Raw genomic sequence first — 18,535 nt, forward strand, 5'->3', positions numbered from 1 at the left:
TGTCATGCGAAGACTCATCGTCGCCGGCGCCGCGCTGCCGGCCGCCCTCGCGGCCTCCGTCCTTCTGCCCCCGGCCACCGCCCACGCCCGCACACCGACGCCCACCGCCGACTTCAACGGCGACGGCTACGGCGATCTCGCCGTCTCCGCGCCCGACGCGGCGATCGACGGGCACAGCCTGGCCGGGGCCGTCGTCGTCGCCTACGGCTCGTCCGCCGGGATCAAGTCCTCGCGAACGACGATCGTCAGCCAGAACACACCGCGCGTGCCGGGTATCGCCGAGGCGTTCGACCGCTTCGGCGCGTCCACCGCGGCCGGGGACTTCAACAAGGACGGATACACCGACCTCGCGGTCGGCTCCCCCGGCGAGGACATCCCGCGCGGTGACGACTGGGGCACGGTCACGGTGCTGTGGGGCAGCCCGAAGGGACTCGGCGCGGGCGGGGCGCTGAGCCAGCCGCTGGGCATCGAGCAGACCGGATTCGGCACTGCGGTCACCGCCGGGGACTTCGACGGGGACGGCCATGCCGACATCGGGGCGAGCACGGGCAGCGGCACCCACCTGTGGCTCTACCTCAACCGGAGCACCGGCCAGTCCGGCGAGATGGGCTTCGTGCTCACCGACTTCGAGGCGTCGGCGATGCCCGCCACCGGCACCGGCGTCACCGCGCTCGCCGCCGGGGACGTCGACGGCGACGGCATCGACGACCTGGCCGCCGTCACCAACCCGCTCAGCGGCTCCGGCGGCGCGCTCTACCTTTCCCCCGGGGTCCCGGCGAACCGCCGCGCGGCGGGCGACCTGCCCCCGGCACTCTCCCTCGCCATCGGCGACGTGGACGGCGACGGCCACGGCGACGTCGTGTCCGGGCAGCCGTACGGGCGCGAGGAGGTGCCCGGCGCCCGGGACGGCGGCAGCGTGACCGTGCTGCGGGGCTCGGCGCAGGGCGTCGACGGCCGACGGGCGGTCGTGATCACGCAGAACACTGCCGGGGTGCCCGGGGTCGTCGAGGAGGGCGACCGCTTCGGCTGGTCCGTCGAGCTCGGCGACGTCAACCGGGACGGACGGGCCGACCTGGTTACCGGCGCCGTCGACGAGGGCGTGGGCCTGACGGGCTTCACCGGCTCCGTCACCGTGCTCCCCGGCTCCGCGAAGGGCCTGACCGGCACCGGCTCGTACGCCTTCCACCAGGACACCCCGGGCGTGCCCGGCGTCGCGGAGTCCCGCGACTCCTTCGGCGAGGCCCTGGCGCTGGCCGACACCGACCGCGACGGGCGGCTCGACCTGGCCGTCGGCGCGCCCGGCGAGAACGGCTGGTACGGCGCGCTCACCTCGCTGCGCGGCGACGGCGTGCGGATCACCTTCACCCGCGCGGTCGGCTTCAGCGCGGAGACCATCGGGCTCGCCACCGGCGAGGACTGGTACCCCGAGTTCGGCGCGCCGATCAGCGGCTGAGCCCGGACGCTCGGTCAAGGGGGCGCGTTCCGGTGCGCACAGCACCGGGACGCGCCCCCTCGCCGTTCCAACGCGGGCCGACACGCGGCGGGTTGCGCGGTGATCACGCCGGCCGCGCGGCCCGACCTGCCAGGATCGGTGGGATGTCTATCGAGCAGCACAGCGTCCAGGCCAGAGCCCGGCAGGCGGAAGGCCCCGCCGGAGCGGGGCCCTCGCTGCGCAGTCAGGCGCGGTGACCGTAGTACGGGTCCTCAGCTCACGTCGACGTAGTCGCCGGAAGAGTTGCTGGCGCCGGTGGTGGTGTTGCCGCTGTAACGCCAGCGCCAGGTGCCGTCCTGGGAAGCCGTCACGGTGGTCTTCAGGTACCCGGTACTGCTGGCGGTCACCGACTTGACCGTGGCGTAGGCGCTGGAACCGGCGGGCTTGAACTGCAGCTTCACCAGCCGGCCGCCGTAGTTGTCATAGCGGTGCTGACTCCAGTTGGCGCGCTGCACGGTGCCGGTGACGGTGATCTGCTTGCCCTTGGCGACGGGCTCCGGGGACGCGTTCGCGTTCTGGATGCGCGAGGCACGCTGGAGGCGGACCGTCGCGGAGAGCAGGTCGGTGTCGTAGCCGCCGTTCTTCTTGATGGCCGTGCCGAGTGTCTTCCACGCGGCGGCGTCACTGTTGACGAGGTGATTGCCATGACCGACCGGCATGCCGTCCGGGTCGATGGTCACCGTCTCGTCGCAGTCGCGGAGGGTATAACCCCCCGCAGACGACGTCCTGCAGCTCCACTGGGTCGAGGAGATCGAGAGCATGTACCTGGTGGACCCGCTACTGCGGTACGCGTCGACATACCAGCTGTCGAGTGCCACGTTGCTCTTCACCGTGTACGTCAGCGGGGCCTCGACTTCGGCACTGATGCCGACGACGATCGGCTTGCCGTTGTTGAAGACGACGTTCGAGAACGAGATGTCGCTTTCAGCCGCGTGTGCGGCCGGCGCCGTGAGCCCCACGCCCACCAGCGCCATTCCCCCGGCCACCGCCGCGGCGGCCACGCGCCGCGCGGTCGCCGGTCTGTTCCGCTGCGTAGCAGCAGATGTTGCAGTGCTCAATCCCCACCCCTGAGTCAAATACCTGAGCGGCGGGTCGACTGCCCGCCGCCGGAACTCTAGATCATCCAGGGGCGGCACCTGGCGCCGCTCCGCACCCGGTGGCCAGGACGCTGACCGAGCGCCCACCGCCTTCACGACGAGGACGTCTGAGGAGTCGCTGACGCGATGCGGCGGTCCGGGGCGAACAGCGGGCTCGGGTTGGTGACCAGGTACGCGAGCTCACTCGCAACCGCCGCGCGACCTCCGGCGGCTTGACCCTCTGCTCGAACAGCTCGGTCTCCGCGACGCGGCACGCGTCAGGTATGCCAGCGGCTCGGTCGGCGAGAACCTGACCGTGGCCGAGGAGAACTCCGGATCATGCACCCTCAGCGGAGACTCCGGCGGCCCCGTCCACACCGTGAAGCAGTCCAACGGACCGGCGTACGCGAAGGGAATCATCTCGGGAGGGAAGTGCGAGACTGCCCCTGACGACGGTGAGTGCAGCGACGGTTGTGACGGCGTTTGCCGAGTGGTCTTCACCGACATCGCGCCGGCGGAGAAGGCGCTTCCGGGAGTGGTCAAGAAGTGGTCACCGAGGTCGCGGCGCGTTATCGGGGTCTCGCGGAACGACGCGACCTCTTCAGTGCCGGGCTGCTATGACCCGAACTTCGTCCATTGTCCTTCGGAGACCACCTCGACGGAGCCGTCGACGACCTTGATGGCCGTCTGTTCGTCGATGGCGTAGGCCGGGACGCCGATGTCGGCGGCCCACCGCTCTGCGTCAGCCAGGGTGTTCTGCGGGAAAGCATCCAGGTGCGGGAAGATCGAGAAGTCGACGACTCCCAGGGTGCGGTCGTCCGGTGCGGACGGCCACTCGACGAAGTACGCTCCGATCCGCGGCGTCATCACCATGCTTCCGGCACTCACTCCCACCCAGACCGTGTCAGGCAGCGAAGGCAGTAGATCGGCCAGCCCGGACTCCCGCATCCAGTGGCACAGATAGGTCGCGTCGCCGCCGTCGACCAGGAGCACGTCGGCCTCGCGGATCCAGGGGACGTATCGCCCGGCGCCGATGGTGGGCAGTGCGGTGAGCTCGAGGACACCGAGCGACGCCCAGCCCAGGCCGGACAAGTGCTGCCACGTGGGCTCGGCGGCTGCGAAGCCCCGCACCGATTTCGGACCGCACATCGGGTGACCCCACTGTGCTGTCGGGACGCAGAGGGCGTGGCACTCGGCGATCGGTTTGCCGAGAAGCTGCACGAGCGCAGAGTGGATGCTTGGGTTCGTGACGCCGCCTGACGTGAGCAAGAGCTTCAAGGTGCCTCCAAATTCGCGCGGAAGGTGGCTGTACCTGAAGACCGGGGACCGTGCTGGAACTCATCGTCGTTCGGGCAGCCTCTTCAGAGATCCCTCAGGTCCCCTCAGGTCGCCGGGCTCGACTGCTCCACCTGACAAGACAGTCAGCCACGACGTCAGGCGCAGCTGGCAGCCACGTCGAGATCCCCCAGATCCCAGGCTTCGGCTGTTATGGGCGAGGCACTCGCCGATGCATCGGGGCATCCAGGTATGTCCGAGCGTGGCGACCTCTTGAATGCTCGGAAGAGGCGTCGGGCAGTTACCTGATCTTCATCAGCGACTAGTCAGATCGCCGAAGGTCAAAGAACTAGCAGCCAGGCTCCTGGCTGGCGTGCTGGCGCGGAAGGTGTGGGTGGTGAACCGGGATCGGTCGATGCCGCGCACGCCGCCCGCGTCATCACCCCCCCGGACCTCCGGCACAGCCTTGCGCCCGCCCACCTTCGCTGGCAGACAGACTGCGGCCGCACCGAGGGGCCGCGAGAGGCTCGATGCGGTGTTCGTCCACAACCCCGAACACCACCACGGCGACCAACAGATGCTGACCGACGCGCTGGGGGACGGCTTCGCCGTGCTGGAGCAGGCCAGCGCGCGGCCTACGAGACCCGGGGCGGTCGACGGTACGTTGCCGCATCATCTCCTGCAGCTACTCCTGCGACACCTCTTGCATCACCTCTTGCGTGATCTCTTGCGCGAGAACCGGAGCCCCAGTGCGCATCCCCACAGCTCACCCCAGCAATTCTCGCGCGGTCGGAATGCTGACATCCTGCTGACATCCCCTCTGAAGCCACTTTTCCCAGGCCGGTTGAAGATGACTGAGACGGAGGCGGGCCGAGCACAGACGAGCACAGCCGCAGGGAGGGCGACGCCGTCCGTGCAACGCCAGGCAGCTTCGCCGCCGCGCCGGCACCCACTGCGATCACGTAGATCCAGCTTCGATGAGCACCGCACGTGCCTTCGGCCAGGATCACCAGCTCGTGGAGTGCGGGGCATGCCCGACGGACATGCCATCGGGGGTCCCCTCAGCAGCCGTCTAGGCTCTCGGCATGCAGCGCAGCGATGTCACGCGGGACGACGGCACGTGGGTGGGCCTGTCCCTGGACGTACAGGACCGCCACCAGCCGGGGCTGGGCGTGTTCACTGCCGGTGCGCAACTGCTGGTCTCCCAGATGTCGCAGCCGGTGTTGCTCGCCGTCGTCGACGAGCAGCTCGAGGGCGTGGACTTCTGGCGCACCGACGGGTATCGCTCCTTCGTCCCGCCCTTGCGTGCCCATGCGGGCCGCGCCCTGGCGGGCAGCCGTGAACGGTGGGCTCACCGCTTTGCGGAGTACCTCATCGACTCGCCGGGCAGCCCGTTGCATGAGGGCCGGTGGCTGCTCTCGTGCGAGAGTCCGCTCCGGCGCTGGCGCCACGCCGACACTTCGCATGCCGAGTACTGGAGCTCGATGCTCGTCGACGGCCATCCCAACGGATACATCGACTGGTTCCTCCATTCTCATTCGTGGGAGGTCTTGCCGCTGCGGCCGATGCCCGATGCCGACGACAGCCGGGTCAAGGCGTACCGCAAGCAAGCCCGTGAAGGGACGCTCCCGCCCGTCCTGTTGTGGTGGGTCAGTGGCTTGGACTGCCATCTGATCCTGGACGGCCACGCGCGGTTCGCTGCGGCAGTCGCCGAATCGGTCGAGCCACCACTGCTGCAGCTGCACCGCACGGTCCCGCGCGATGACCTGGCCACGCGCACCGAGGAAGCGGCGGGCTTCTACGAGGACGAACTGGCACGCTTCGCCGAACTCCGCGCCGTCCACGGCCCGGCCGTCCCGGACGGCGCCGCCACCGCCGGCCCGCAACTCGTCCGACTCCTTCACGGCCTGAACACCGCGGAACAGCCGACCTGGGCCTGGCCCCTGCCGGGCGGGGAAAAGCAGTGGCGTCGCATCGCGCGCGAGGTGACAGACAGCCAGAACTGGCCCCGCACCTGACTCCTGCCGATCCCTTCCCGCCGACATGACATCCGGGCGTACCGCCGCACCGTCAGGAGGCGCGCACCGTGATGAGGGCCAACCTTCCTGGGCTCGCCCTTTCACGCGTTTGCAGGCTGCCTCAGCAGGCGTCCGCGCCCCAGTTGGTCCGACCCATCCCAGGGCCCGGCTGGCTATTGGACGTCACCTCTTGTGGCGCCCGTCCGTAGTTCAGGTGCCAGATGCCTGGGGGAGATTCACTGAGTAGGTGTTGGGGTCACCTGTGAGTACGGGGACCGTTTCCAAAGAACGCCATCACAGCTGGTCCTGCTCCGCAGGCTCGGTGCGCCGCCGCTACGCGGCGGACTGTCGCTGTGGCGCCCGCACGGCCTGAGCCAGGAACTCGGGGAGACGACATCGGTCTCCTCCCCGCGCGGGATCTGCCTGTGCAGCCAGCTGAGCGGGCCGCGTATCCAGTGATCCATGTCAGCACCGTAGGCGACGGCACCGACAGCGCCGCACCGTGTCCGGTGAGCGCTCGCGCTTCTTTCCACCTGCGGCGACGCACCCAGGAGACGCCTCCGCCGCGCAGCGATGCCTTCGCGGAGAAGCGCAAGCGCTCACACCGCGACGACTGCAAGTAAGCGCTTCACCGGGTGGAGGGGTGTGCTGGGCGCCTGCGCCGTGGATCGCACCTCTCCAGGCACCCCGAAATCGGCAACCTCACGACGGAGCAAGGCTGTTCATGCCAAGACTCTTGCCAGCCAACGAAGGGCCCCCTATCGTCTGCCGACGGAAAGCGCTTTCTTCACGGATGTAGATCGATTTCAGAGGGTCGACCGTTGCGGAGGCCGCCGATACGTGCGTACGAACCGCCGGTGGTCCGGTACAGGACATCTCGCGATGTCCGCGTGCCGCGATACGAAAGGTGCACGCAATGACGCACACACATCGCGCCATCCGCCCCGCCGTACAGGCGACCGCGACCGGTGGCGACGGCTGATCCCCTCCCGGTCCACCAGATGTCAGGCAGTACGTCGACGGGCCGAGAGCGGGGCGTGGCGGAGACCCCGCCCAGGGCGACGCGGGCGTCATGCCCGGGCCGCCGAATGCCGGCGCGGGAGATCCCGGACCGGAGCGCCCCCTGCCTACGCCACTCGTAGGCCGGCCCAACGCCGACGACCCCGGTGGGCAGCACGCGCACACACCAGCAGCTCCCCGTACTCGAACAACGCATGATCAATCAGGAGATGAGAATGAGACGATCAGTCGCACTGCGACTCTCCGCGGCCTCGGCCGCGATGGCCCTCGCGACCGCGGTCGGTGTGGTGCTGTCGATGCCCGACGAGGCGTCGGCGGCGACCGGCAGCGCCACCGGCTACGCCACGCAGAACGGTGGGACCACCGGCGGCGCGGGCGGGCAGACGGTGCGGGCCACCACGGGGACCGCGATCCACGCGGCGCTGTGCGGCCGGGCCAGCAGCACCACGCCGATCACCATCGAGGTCGAGGGAACCATCAACCACGCCAACACCGCCAAGGTGTCCGGCAGCAGTTGCAACACGGCTGACGGCGTGATCGAGCTGAAGCAGATCAGCAACGTGACGATCGTAGGCGTCGGAAACGGAGCCGTCTTCGACCAACTGGGCATCCACATCCGTGAATCCAGCAACATCATCATCCAGAACGTGACCGTCCGGAACGTGAAGAAGTCGGGCTCGCCCACGTCGAACGGCGGGGACGCCATCGGCATGGAGACCGACGTCCGCAATGTCTGGGTCGATCACACCACCCTGGAGGCGTCCGGCGGCGAGTCCGAGGGATTCGACGGTCTCTTCGACATGAAGGACAACACGCAGTACGTGACGCTCTCGTACAGCGTCCTGCGCAATTCGGGCCGCGGCGGTCTCATCGGATCCAGTGAGAGCGACCTCTCGAACGGCTTCGTGACCTTCCACCACAACTACTACGAGAACATCGACTCTCGCGCGCCCTTGCTGCGTGGTGGAACGGCCCACATCTACAACAACCACTACGTGAGCCTCAACGAGTCCGGCATCAACTCCCGTGCCGGCGCGCGCGCCAAGGTGGACAACAACTACTTCGAGGACTCCAAGGACGTCCTCGGCACCTTCTACACCGACGCGGCCGGGTACTGGCAGGTCAGCGGAAACGTCTTCGACAACGTGACCTGGTCCAGCCCCGGTACCGACAACAACCCCGCCGGCCCGAACCCGCAGTCCAACACCACGGTCAGCATCCCCTACTCGTACAGCCTCGACGCCGCCTCGTGCGTGCCGGACGTCGTGAGCCGGACAGCGGGAGCCGGAACCGGACTGCAGGTGTCGAACGGCAACTGCGCCGCCCAGACGCCGACCGCGACCCCGACTCCCACGTCGACCCCCACCCCCACCCCGACCCCGACGCCGACCTCGACTCCGACTCAGCCGAGCGGGACCAACCTCAGCATCGGTGCCGGTTCCGACGGTTCCAGCAAGGCCACCGGCACGAGCTACGGCAACGTGCGTGACGGCGACCTGAGCACGTACTGGTCACCGGCCTCGTCGACCGGATCCATCTCGATCAAGTGGGGTTCCGCCACCGCGGTGTCCAAGGTCAACATCCGGGAGGCCTCGGGTTCCGCGGGCGCCATCGGGTCGTGGCGCGTGCTCAACGCCGACACCGGCGCCGTCCTGGCCTCCGGAAGCGCCGCGGGAGTCATTTCCTTCTCGCAGACCTCGCTCAGCAAGATCACATTTGAGATCACCGGTTCGACGGGCACCCCGAAGGTGGCCGAGTTCGAGACGTACGCCCAGTAGCGGCACCCGCCGTCACGGCCCTGCCGGGAGAGGAACTCCCGGCAGGGCCAAGGCAGTACCCCCTGGACGGCCCAGGCCTCGCGTGGGCGGCGAGCCGGCTGCCCTCCTGCGGACAGGGTGTGCCCGGCATGATCCTGGCCCGATTTCCGCAGCGGCCTACCCGAAGTCGTACGCGGAAAGCCAGTGACCGGGACAAAACCCATGCGCCGGTACAGCGCGTTGCTCGTGGGATGTGCCGCGTTCGTGAACAGCACGACCTCCTTCGCGCTCGGGGCCGGCGTGGCCCGGCTCACCTGGACCGTGACGGCGCCCGCGTAGCCGCGGCCGCGCAGGTGGGCCCGGGGTGTAGACGGCGTCCACCCGGGCCTGGCCGCCGACCATCGGGTTCGCTCCCGCCATCGAGACGGGCGTGCCGTCCGGGGTCTCCCAGTAGGTGTAGTGCCTCTGGGCGAGCGTGTGCTGGCCTCCCATGTCCTCAGCGCCGACGGCTGCGAAGCGCTGCTTGACGGTACGGCGCACGGATCGCACCGTGGCTTCGGCGATGCCCATGATCAGCGAGGTCTCCTTGGTGAAGCCGAGCGCGTCGCGCACCGCCGCTCGCTGAGGCGGCCACGTGCCAGTAGAGCCCCATCCCTTCTTCGAGTCCGGCGATCTCCCTGCCGTGCTCGCATGGGAAGAAGTACGGGTGCACGTGGAACGCCCTGGTGGTGACGCTCCTGGTGCACCTCGGGACGGTGGCGGTGACAGGACTGCTGAATCTGCGGCTGCCCCGGGTGATCGGCTGAGACACGGATGGTCGGCCAAGAGCTGAACTCAACTTGCTGCGCCCGGTACGGCAGCAGGGCCCGACCGCGCGTCGCGGTCCGGGCCCTGCACCGTGGGGTGCCACCCTGCGGCGGCGGTGCGTCAGCTCTGTGTGGTGTCGTCGCCCACCTGCCCGGCACTCTCAACTGCGCCTGCCTTCTCGCGCATCTTGCGCACCAACTCCGCCTTCTGGGCAGCTGCACCCTGGCGGTCGAGGTTGCGGTGCGGACCGTGGTTCTGGCGTTCGGTGCGGGACTGCTTCTTACGCTGGCCGCCGCCCATGCCCACGGGGTTGTTGATGTTCTTGCTCACGGTCACGGGTTCTCCCGGTAGTGATGTGAAGTGATCTACGGGTTCATCGGTGGGAAAGGGCGGCGACGTCGAAGTACGTCAGAAGAGGCCCATCACGCTGTCACTCGTAAATCGGCGTCTGGAAGAATATGACAAAGACGTTACCCGGTTCCGTGGGCCCCGCAGACCAAGCTTTTTCGCTGCCCTGGCCAAAATCATCGCGCTTGACCAGGCAGACCGTCCGCTTGGGCCTCTTCGAGCGGCCTGCACGTGGGAGGAGTCGATCACCGCCCGAGACCAGTCCAGTTGCTTCGCGGCCCGTAGCTTCAGCGGCACCAGGTGCATTTCATCGCAGACAACGGCTTCGTTCCATGCGGCAAGGCGCCGCCAGCAGGTCATGCCCGAGCCGAAGCCCAGCTCCTGGGGCAGATACTCCCACTGGATGCCGGTATGCAGCACGAACAGGATCCCGCACAAGGCCCGCCGGTCAGGTATCCGAGGTCTGCCCGGCATCGAGAAGGGTCGGTCGATCAGCGGCGAAATGTCCCGTTTGGCGTCGCCGGGGCGCACCGCGCCCTGGTTCTCGGGCACGGTCGCCGCGAGGATGGTGAAGCCATTGGCCGGGGCGGACAGGGCTCGGAGGCGCGGAGGCCCGGAGGCGCGGAGGCGCGGAGGCTCGGGGGTGAGGGGTCGCGATTGCTCACGGGGTCGGTGGAGTTCTAATGACCGAGTCAAGGGCCTGGGCTGGGCCGCTGGTGCTGTCAGGCGTCGTGGTCGGCGGCCTCTTCGAGCAGGTCCATGGCGTCGTTGTGGAAGCGGCGTTCGGCGTCGCGGCATGGGGCGTTGAAGAAGGCTCGTTGGGCTTCGGCAAGATCGCAGTTCAGCAGGCCCATGGTCACGAGCACGGCTTCCACTCCGTGACACCCGTTGTGCCTGAGGAACTGCTGCAGTGTGTCGATGTCGCCGGTTGCCTCCCAGACGGGCCGGGCGGTTTCCTGCATGGCAGCGATGCGCGCTGATCGTTCTGCGTCGAAGCCCATTGGACCCACCTTCCTGGTTGGGCCCGCCGGCTATCGCCAGGTAGGCCGGGTGCGCTGGGCCGTTTAAGAGGGCATCTGATCTAGGTAGCTGGTAGTTCGGGATGATTTTGTGACTGCTGGCGTCGGTGGTCGTTGGGTGAGGTGTGAGTGCTCGTCGCCCGTACCGAAGTGATGTCTCCGACGCCGGCTGGGCCTTGATCGAACCGGTCTTCACGGCCTGGCGAGCCGGCCGGACCGGCCCCGGCATGGCGGCCCGGGTCCACGACTTACGGGAGTTCGTCAACGCGATCCTCTACGTGAACCGCACCGGCATCCCATGGGAGGCGTCAACTCCATGCTCCAGGTCCTGCGTGCATGGGCAGCTGACGAAGGTGATGCGGAGATCCAGGCCATGCTCCTGGCCATGCCGGACCTGCCAGAACCTGTGGCTCCTGCGCCGGCGTCCCCCTGACCCCTGCGCATTGCGCGACGAGCGTCTCCTGGACGAAGCCCACGCCGGCGGCGACAGCAAGCACCTCATGGAACCTCTTCGGCCTCAACACCCGTGCCTACTCCTGTCGGGGGCCGATGACGGACTGGCCGATCTGCTTCGCCAGCCAGGCGGCGTGCCGTTCCTCGGACTCCCTGTCGTGGCCCCTGCAAAGCACGTGGACGAGCACGGTATGGTCATCGGCGCGCTCGTCGAGATTGGTAGTACGGCAGTTGAAAAGCAGTGAAACCCGGGCGTTGTTGGCTTCGCGGTAGATGTTGCTGTCCGGTGCGTCGGGCCAGATCAGACTGGACCACCAGATCTCGCCGATGTTCGACCCCACCAAGGCAGCGAACTCTTCCTCGACGCTGCCCACGGGCCGGTACTCCATCGATGCCCAGAGCGGCAGGTGCGGGGACAGGAAGTCCGGATCATCGGAGAGCTCGGGCGCATGGACACCGACGTGCAGACCCGTCGGGTCGGAAAGATCCCGTGCCCAGTCCTCGACGTTCTCCTTCCTGAACCAGGAATCGGGCAGCGCATCGCGTATCCGCAGCACTTCCCGGACCGTCCGCAGCTCGATGTCCACCGACACCTCCGCATGCTGCGGGTCACCGACCTCCACAAGCTCTCGCGCCACGCGCAAGGCCACTGCCGGGTCGGTGGTACGGAAGACGGGATACGAGGCCGGGCTGGACATGCGAGCACCCTGCCACAACCGAGAGCGGGCGGAGTTCCATTTTCCCGGCGCCCTTCGGGGCCTTGATCTGGCCCCCCGATGCGTGGCGATCGCCGAGGTCCGCCGGACTGGTGAACCGGTCGCCGAGCGCTCGTGACGGCCGGTTGCGGTTATGCCGGTTGCTGTACGTCGCTGGCCTTGTTCGCGAGAACCGGTTCTGGCTCAGGTTTCCGTGCAGCAGCGACTGAGCGTTGCGACCAGCGGGCAGGATCGATGCGGTGGACCCGGAGCCACGCCTCGCCGGTGGTGGCGCGCCCGTTCACAAGGAGGTCGCCACCCAGTCCCAGGGCTTGTCGGAGATCTGCTGGAGCAGGCCTTTGAAGGCGGCGCCGTCGAGGAGCAGGCTGTTGTACTCCATGGGGATCCGCTTGTCGTTGATCACGGCGGTGGGTGTCCCGGGACCCTCGGGTTCCTTCGCTCCACCGGCCTCCTCGTAGGCCTTCTCGGAAGCGGTGACGAAGGAGCGGTACTTCATGCTCTTCACGGCCGCGCTGAACTCCGGTCCGCCCAGACCCTCCACCTGGCCGGCCAGTTCCAGCAGATACGCGTCGGTGTAGCCGTCGATGCTCTCCTCGGGCTGGTTGGCGAAGAGCACCTCGTGGTACTCGACGAACCTGCCCTCCTCCAGCGCGGCACGCAGGGCGTTGACCGCCCTCTTCGACCCGCCGCCGCCCAGGCGGTCGTCCAAGAAGGAGGCCAGTGTGTACTCGGCCTTGGCCCGGTGGTCGAGCATCATCTCCCGAAGCTTCGGGGAACCGCCGGTCGTCTCGAACTCCTCGCAGTACGGACAGCGCGGATCTTCGTACAGGTGCACCGTCATCCTCGCGTCCGGATCGCCCACGAGAATGGTGGTGCCGTCCTTCGCGAGCTTCTCCGGCAGCTTCTCCGCACTCTCGAACGCAGGCTTGGCCTGCGCCGCCTGCTGCCCGCACCCGGCCAGCATCAGCACCGCGGCCGCGCACAGCACAGCGACCCGTCCCCCACGCACCATGCGTCTTCCCTCCCCTATGAACAGCGCGACCATAGATCATCAGTGTGAAGAAAGCACGTGCCGTTACGCCTGCGAGACCGTGCCTCGCATCCAGCGCAGGCGCCGCCCCGTTGGTCCTGGCCCGTCCCAGGACGGGGTCGTACGGTCGCCCCGTCCTGGGACGGGCCGGTGTCAGTGCCGCCTGGCATGGTTCTGATCATGTTCGACGGACTTCATGACATCGACTGGGCGCCGATGGCGTGAGGGCGGGGCGGCTGGTGTCGCCCTCGAAGGTGTCGCCCGGTAGGCCGAGGCTCAGCGGTGCCCAGGTCGCCAGGTTGGAGAGGGAGTTGGAGCGTGGACCGCTCGCACAGGGCTGGGCTGACCAGCGATGGACCCTGGCGCGGGTCAAGAAACTGATCAGTCGGCTCTTCCGTATCTCGTACACGGTGGAGGGCACGTGGCGACTGCTCAGGCGTCACGGCTGGTCGTGGCAGCAACCCGCGCGCCGCGCGATCGAGCGTGACGATGACGCGGTGGAGCTGTGGAAGAGGAGGTCTGGCCGCGGGTGAGTAGGTGTTTTTCAACTCGCTTCCTTGGACTGCGTCCGGTAGTCCGGGAGCAAGTGATCTTTGTTCCGGAACAGGGTGTGCATGCCGCAGGGATTTGATGGACCGGGGTGATGAAGATCTTGTCGCCTCGTGTCCTGCGGGCTCTTGAACGGTTCAACGCTGCTTAGCCCTGGGATCACACTGCTCACTACCATCGCTGGATCCTGCGGCAGTTGCCGAGGCGCTTCGGCCTCGCCCTGGAAGTCGGTTCCGGCGGCGGTGATCTTGCAAGGCTCTTGGCCGGACGATCCGACGCTGTGCAGGCCGTTGTGACCGAGACTTTTAGTTGGCGGGTCATGATCTGAACCGTGGAGGTCAGGAGCACCCGGAGGATTCTTGTTGGCGGATCTTGAGGCTTCAAGACCGGCCGGGCATGGACAAGTTCCCCCGGATCGTCGCCGCCCTATCGGATATGGCACAGCGGTTCTGCACCATGCTGGTCTGCGTAGACATCGGCTTCATGCCCGATGGCACCCTCGATGAACTGCCGCTGCCCTTCCAACTCGGCGCCACCCGCGTTGGCGGGATCGATCTGAACAGGCCCCGGATCCGCGCCGTGCTGGCCGGAGTCCTGGCCCTGGCACCCGCCCCCGGCGGCTTCACCGCCACCCACCTGACCGCCCAGGTCACCGCGATGCGTGGCATGGACGGCTACACCACCCGCCAGGCAGACCCTCCGTTTGGAGATGATGGCCATGTTCACCGAACTGGGCATCGCCTGCGGATAGACAACATTTTGTCGATCGGGATTTCGTAAGCGCCTAGCCCTGTCTCCGGGAGGGTGAGACGGGCGCCGTCTCACCGGAACCGACGGACGGGCCGGAGGCGGCGAGGTCGAGGAGCGTCATCTTGTCGTGGTCCGGGCTGCCTGGCGGCGCCATGTAGATGATGAGGCGCTGGCCTTGTGCGCGGTTGAGGGACAGCCCTTCGTGCGAGAGCGTCATCGTGCCGACCTCCGGGTGTCGGAGCGTCTTCTCGCCGTCGCCGATCGTGTGCACCTCGTACCGCTCCCAGAGCCGGTTGAAGTCGGGGCTCTTGACGATTAGCTCACCTACGAGTGCGGCGAGATCCGGGGCATCCGGATCGGTGCCGGCGATCGCCCGCAACTGGGCGACGCACCCCTTGGCCTTCTGTTCCCAGTCCGCCCACAGCTCGCGGGCAGCTGGGTGCAGGAAGGTGTACCGGACGGTGTTCCGCTGCCGCTCCGGCCAGTCGGCGATGCCGTGGAGCAGCCGCAGCCCGCCGGGGTTGGCCGCCAGTAGGTCGTTGGTGCGGCTCACGACGTACGCCGGGTTGGGCCGGAGCGTCTCCAGAAGCTGCGTGACGGTCGGACGGACCCGCCGTGACGGCAGGGGACGGGGCTCGGGCGCACGCCGCGCCGCCCGCGCCGCCAGCTCGTGCAGGAAGCCGCTCTCCTCCTGGTTGAGGCGGAGCGCGCCGGCCAGCGCCTCGACCACGGAGCGGCTCGGATGGGTCTCCTTGCCGCGTTCCAGACGTATGTAGTAGTCGATGCTCACACCGGCCAGCGCCGCCAGCTCCTCCCGGCGCAGACCCGGCGTACGGCGCGTGCCGGTTCCGGCGGGCAGTCCGACGTCTGCCGGGCGTACGTCGCCACGGCGAGCCCGCAGAAACTTTCCGAACTCGGTCATGTCGTCATTCTGCCAGCGGGTGATCAGGGGTCCGGCCCGGAGCCTGGCCCTGTTACACCCACCTATGGCGCACCCCGGAAGATCACGGTCTGCCTCGCCCTCGCGAGCCTCACCAGTCTGGACGGATGACCACTCTTGAACCAGCCCGCGCGTCACAGGATGCCCGGCAACGCACGGCCGCACCGAAGCTGATCCTGGCGACCACGTTCATGGGCATCTTTCTGCTCAACCTCAACACCATGGCGATGAACGTGGCGCTGCCCGGGATCGGGCGGACCTTCGGCGGCAGCACGGCGGGACTGCAGTGGATCGTGGACGCCTACACGCTGATGTTCGCCGCACTCCTGCTTTCCGCGGGCACGCTCTCCGACCGCATCGGGGCGAGCCGCGCGTTCGGCGTCGGCGTCGCGGTCTTCACGGTCGCCTCGGCTGCCTGCGGACTGGCGCCGGGGCTGGGCGAGCTGATCGCCGCCCGCCTGATTCAGGGGAGCGCGGCGGCGATCATGCTGCCCTCCTCGCTGGCCCTCGTCCGGCAGGCCTTCCCGGACGCGGCCGAACGGGCACGGGCCATCGCGCTGTGGACCGTTGGCGGAGCCGTCGCGGTTGCCGCCGGCCCGGTGGCCGGCGGGGTGCTGTCCAGCACTCTGAGCTGGCGGGCGATCTTCGTCGTCAACCTGCCCGTCGGCATCGCCACCCTCGCGGTGTTGACCCGCGCGGAGCGCTCGCCGCGCCGTGCCGCGCCGCTCGATCCGTACGGCCAGCTCACGGCGATCGTCGCGCTCGCGGCGCTCACCTTCGCGGTGATCGACGGAGGGGAGAACGGCTTCGGCGAGCCCGTGGTGCTGGGCTGCCTGGGGCTCGCCGCAGTGGCGACGGCCGCGTTCATCATGATCGAGGCACGTACCGCCGCGCCGTTGGTCCCGCTCGACCTCTTCCGTTCGCGCACGGTGACGGTTTCGGTCGCGATCGGCTTCGTCGTCAATGCCGCGTTCTACGGGCTGGTGTTCGTGCTGAGCCTGTTCTTTCAGGACGTTCTGAACCTGTCCGTCATGGCCGCGGGGCTGATGTTCCTACCGATGATGTCCGTGATCGCCGGAGCCAACCTGGCCTCGGCCAGGGCTGCGGCACGCTTTGGGCCGCGGATGCCGATCACCATGGGACAAGCGATCTTCGCGTCGGCGATGTTCGGCCTGCTCTGGATCGACGAGGGCACCAGCAGACCAGTGATCGCGGCGATGCTCATCCCGGTCGGCCTCGGCCTAGGTTTCTTCGTACCTTCCCTGACCGCCATCCTGCTGAACGACATAGCCGCAGATCGGGCCGGAATGGCCGCCGGGATCCTGAACTCCTTCCGGCAGACGGGCGGCGCGCTCGCCGTGGCCGTCTGCGGAGCCTTGGTCGCGGACCGGGGTGAGTTCATTGTGGGTCTGCGGGTCGCCTTGTGCGTCGCGGCTGTGATGCTGATAGCCACCACGGCCGCGGCCCTCATGCTGCCGCGCGGCCGTAGCTGACGGGACGGTGACGCGGATGTCTGGCGCGGGGCCCGGTAATGAACTCAACCTGAGGGAGCCGGGCGGCGCACGTCGTGAGGGCGCTCCGCACCTCGCCTCGGCCGGGGGAGGGGCAACCCCGACCTTCAGATCGGCTGGGCGAGCCGGTCGATGATCAGTGGCGGAGGGCCGCAAAGGCTCCTCGCCCAGCCGCTGGCGGGCCTGGGTGATCCCACCCGAGGTCGGCACCTTCCAGCCGGCATCCCAGCAACCCCAAGACGTCCTCCCTGGCGCACGGCTGCGGCGACGGCTGTTCTGGCGCTATACGCAGGTTCTCCGAGGCGACGACGTCGCGGACGTGCCGGATGCAGCGGCCGACCTGCGAGCGGGTGAGGCGGGTGGCGGCCATGAGCTGGTACGTGTGCAGGCCGGCGGGGCGTGCCTTCGAAGCCCACTGCCACGACGGCTTCGCAACCCTCGCCGTGGTGGTCCCCTGCTGCGGCACCGCGAGCTCGCTGGACGCACTGGACTACGACTGGCCCTGTGGCTTTGCTCGATTCGAGATTGCCATCCGGAACCCCGAGCGCGCCTGGTTCAGCGACGAGGAACTGACCGCCATCGGGGACGCACTCGGACATCCAGTGCAGCAAATCAGGGCCCATATCTGACACGTCTCAGCCCGCAAGGCCCGACATCACGAGTTCAAGTTCAGTAGCGAATGAAGACGGGGTGCATCAGGAGCGCACGCGTGCGTGTTACAAAAGTGAGTCCCAACTGCCTCAGGACGTGACAGGTTTGCCAGCCGAACGGTGCACGTGTTCCAACTGTGTTGGTGGGGTGCCGGGCTGTGTGCAGGGGCGTTCCCCTGCGGCCTGGGCCGGTGGTGAGTTGCACTCTGCTGTCTCATGATTGATACCCGGGTCAGCGCACGTGCGTGGCCGCGTGAAGAATGAACCGCTCGACCGCTACGCCGGTGAGATCATGTCTGCTCTTTCGGTCAGCCACATCATCAGCCGAACCCACGTCTCGTGCTTCGATGACTGCCGCGTCCGCAAGGCGCACGAGCTCTTGGTCTTCGGTAAGGAGTTGAATGCGCCAGCGAATCTGTCGAGTGACGCCGCGCAGGCGGTGTGATTCGAGTGTGGCCGCTGTCGACTCGGGGCTCGCTGGATCGAGTTGCATGAGCTCCCACCGCCGAAACTGGCTGCTCCGATAGTCCGTCACAGCTTCCGCGAAGGCGCTGTAGGCAGCCAGCTGATCTTCGCGCAGGCGATCCGCCCGGGAGCTGCGCGTCGCGGACGCCGCTGCGCGGCGCTGGAATGCATAGGTGGTCACTGCTCCAAGTAGCGTGCCGAGCACAGCTACAAGACTTGCGTAGACAGCCTGCATGCGCAGAGCAAAGCATCTGAGCCTGAGGCGCGCACTACCGCCTACAGCGGTAGGACCGCCGGGTCCTGGCGGGCTTGAAGGCCTGGTCTTCGTTGGCCAGAAGGGAACTGCCTTCCGCCGCAGCCTTCGGCCGGCAGGCCCGTGGCGTAGCGGGTGACGAGAATCGAACTCGCGCCCTCAGCTTGGGAAACTCAGATGCTCTGGCGTCAGTTGCCCTACTGACCTGCGGCTAGAGGCTGTTGGAGCTCTCGGTGCCGCCGAATCAGTACCCGCTGTTCCCCGTGCTTCCCCGCACGACCTGGCACGCCTCTGGCACGAGTCATTCGTCGTCGCACCTCTCCAGGACCAGGCTCGCGGACCCCTCTTCGAGTCCGTTGTGTGCCGTCCTGGGCGAGTGTGATCAGGTGGCCGGCCAGGGTCCTCA

The 18,535-nt window shown here is 68.0% G+C and carries 16 protein-coding genes and 3 pseudogenes; 9 read left to right on the forward strand and 10 right to left on the reverse strand.

Annotated features, from left to right (window positions below):
- The first annotated feature begins 4 nt into the window (after positions 1 to 4).
- Positions 5 to 1,453, forward strand: a complete 1,449-nt coding sequence (locus tag OG788_RS39785; RefSeq protein WP_406375800.1) for an FG-GAP-like repeat-containing protein — start codon at positions 5 to 7, stop codon at positions 1,451 to 1,453.
- A gap of 251 nt (positions 1,454 to 1,704) precedes the next feature.
- Here OG788_RS39785 and OG788_RS39790 read toward each other — a convergent pair whose 3' ends face one another.
- Complete coding sequence (locus OG788_RS39790; RefSeq protein WP_406375801.1) at positions 1,705 to 2,493, reverse strand: hypothetical protein; 789 nt, start codon at positions 2,491 to 2,493, stop codon at positions 1,705 to 1,707.
- A 690-nt stretch (positions 2,494 to 3,183) separates the two neighbouring features.
- A complete protein-coding gene (locus tag OG788_RS39795; RefSeq protein ID WP_406375802.1) occupies positions 3,184 to 3,846 on the reverse strand; it encodes a Type 1 glutamine amidotransferase-like domain-containing protein in 663 nt (220 codons plus the stop codon).
- 1,082 nt (positions 3,847 to 4,928) lie between these two features.
- Between OG788_RS39795 and OG788_RS39800 the strand changes: the two genes are divergently transcribed.
- On the forward strand, positions 4,929 to 5,861 hold the full coding sequence (locus OG788_RS39800) for a hypothetical protein (protein ID WP_406375803.1): 933 nt from the start codon (positions 4,929 to 4,931) through the stop codon (positions 5,859 to 5,861).
- Between the two features lie 1,235 nt (positions 5,862 to 7,096).
- Positions 7,097 to 8,659, forward strand: coding sequence for a polysaccharide lyase family 1 protein (locus tag OG788_RS39805; protein ID WP_406375804.1), 1,563 nt, complete (start codon positions 7,097 to 7,099; stop codon positions 8,657 to 8,659).
- Positions 8,660 to 8,815: 156 nt separating this feature from the next.
- Here OG788_RS39805 and OG788_RS39810 read toward each other — a convergent pair.
- The 4 genes and pseudogenes from OG788_RS39810 to OG788_RS39825 all read right to left on the reverse strand — a co-directional run.
- A pseudogene (locus tag OG788_RS39810) lies at positions 8,816 to 9,109 on the reverse strand (GNAT family N-acetyltransferase); the annotation flags it as partial.
- Between the two features lie 456 nt (positions 9,110 to 9,565).
- A complete protein-coding gene (locus tag OG788_RS39815) occupies positions 9,566 to 9,781 on the reverse strand; it encodes a DUF6243 family protein (protein ID WP_406375805.1) in 216 nt (71 codons plus the stop codon).
- Positions 9,782 to 9,853: 72 nt separating this feature from the next.
- Positions 9,854 to 10,345 (reverse strand): transposase, encoded by a 492-nt coding sequence (locus tag OG788_RS39820; protein ID WP_406375806.1) that lies wholly within the window; start codon positions 10,343 to 10,345, stop codon positions 9,854 to 9,856.
- Positions 10,346 to 10,515: 170 nt separating this feature from the next.
- Entirely contained in the window at positions 10,516 to 10,794 is a 279-nt protein-coding gene (locus OG788_RS39825) for a hypothetical protein (protein WP_406375807.1), read from the reverse strand.
- 143 nt (positions 10,795 to 10,937) lie between these two features.
- Between OG788_RS39825 and OG788_RS39830 the strand changes: the two are divergent.
- Positions 10,938 to 11,117, forward strand: a pseudogene (locus tag OG788_RS39830) (transposase); the annotation flags it as partial.
- A 225-nt stretch (positions 11,118 to 11,342) separates the two neighbouring features.
- Here OG788_RS39830 and OG788_RS39835 read toward each other — a convergent pair.
- Positions 11,343 to 11,963 (reverse strand): hypothetical protein, encoded by a 621-nt coding sequence (locus tag OG788_RS39835; protein WP_406375808.1) that lies wholly within the window; start codon positions 11,961 to 11,963, stop codon positions 11,343 to 11,345.
- 298 nt (positions 11,964 to 12,261) lie between these two features.
- The gene (locus OG788_RS39840; protein WP_406375809.1) at positions 12,262 to 12,993 is read right to left on the reverse strand and encodes a DsbA family protein; all 732 of its coding nucleotides are present in this window, start codon (positions 12,991 to 12,993) and stop codon (positions 12,262 to 12,264) included.
- A 272-nt stretch (positions 12,994 to 13,265) separates the two neighbouring features.
- On the opposite strand from OG788_RS39840, the gene OG788_RS39845 reads away from it, so the two are divergent.
- The 3 genes and pseudogenes from OG788_RS39845 to OG788_RS39855 all read left to right on the forward strand — a co-directional run bounded on the left by OG788_RS39845 (position 13,266) and on the right by OG788_RS39855 (position 14,340).
- On the forward strand, positions 13,266 to 13,544 hold the full coding sequence (locus OG788_RS39845) for a winged helix-turn-helix domain-containing protein (RefSeq protein WP_406376973.1): 279 nt from the start codon (positions 13,266 to 13,268) through the stop codon (positions 13,542 to 13,544).
- 110 nt (positions 13,545 to 13,654) lie between these two features.
- Positions 13,655 to 13,852 (forward strand): annotated as a pseudogene (locus tag OG788_RS39850) (SAM-dependent methyltransferase); the annotation flags it as partial.
- Positions 13,853 to 13,956: 104 nt separating this feature from the next.
- Entirely contained in the window at positions 13,957 to 14,340 is a 384-nt protein-coding gene (locus tag OG788_RS39855) for a hypothetical protein (RefSeq protein ID WP_406375810.1), read from the forward strand.
- 4 nt (positions 14,341 to 14,344) lie between these two features.
- Here the strand turns inward: OG788_RS39855 and OG788_RS39860 are convergent, their stop codons facing one another.
- Complete coding sequence (locus tag OG788_RS39860; protein WP_406375811.1) at positions 14,345 to 15,232, reverse strand: helix-turn-helix domain-containing protein; 888 nt, start codon at positions 15,230 to 15,232, stop codon at positions 14,345 to 14,347.
- A 125-nt stretch (positions 15,233 to 15,357) separates the two neighbouring features.
- Between OG788_RS39860 and OG788_RS39865 the strand changes: the two genes are divergently transcribed.
- On the forward strand, positions 15,358 to 16,743 hold the full coding sequence (locus tag OG788_RS39865; RefSeq protein WP_406375812.1) for an MFS transporter: 1,386 nt from the start codon (positions 15,358 to 15,360) through the stop codon (positions 16,741 to 16,743).
- 386 nt (positions 16,744 to 17,129) lie between these two features.
- Positions 17,130 to 17,390, forward strand: a complete 261-nt coding sequence (locus tag OG788_RS39870) for a hypothetical protein (protein WP_406375813.1) — start codon at positions 17,130 to 17,132, stop codon at positions 17,388 to 17,390.
- A gap of 253 nt (positions 17,391 to 17,643) precedes the next feature.
- Here the strand turns inward: OG788_RS39870 and OG788_RS39875 are convergent, their stop codons facing one another.
- Positions 17,644 to 18,111 (reverse strand): hypothetical protein, encoded by a 468-nt coding sequence (locus tag OG788_RS39875; protein ID WP_406375814.1) that lies wholly within the window; start codon positions 18,109 to 18,111, stop codon positions 17,644 to 17,646.
- Positions 18,112 to 18,535: the final 424 nt, after the last annotated feature.

Origin of the sequence: Streptomyces sp. NBC_00647 (assembly GCF_045207245.1) — a bacterium.
Lineage (GTDB): Bacteria > Actinomycetota > Actinomycetes > Streptomycetales > Streptomycetaceae > Streptomyces.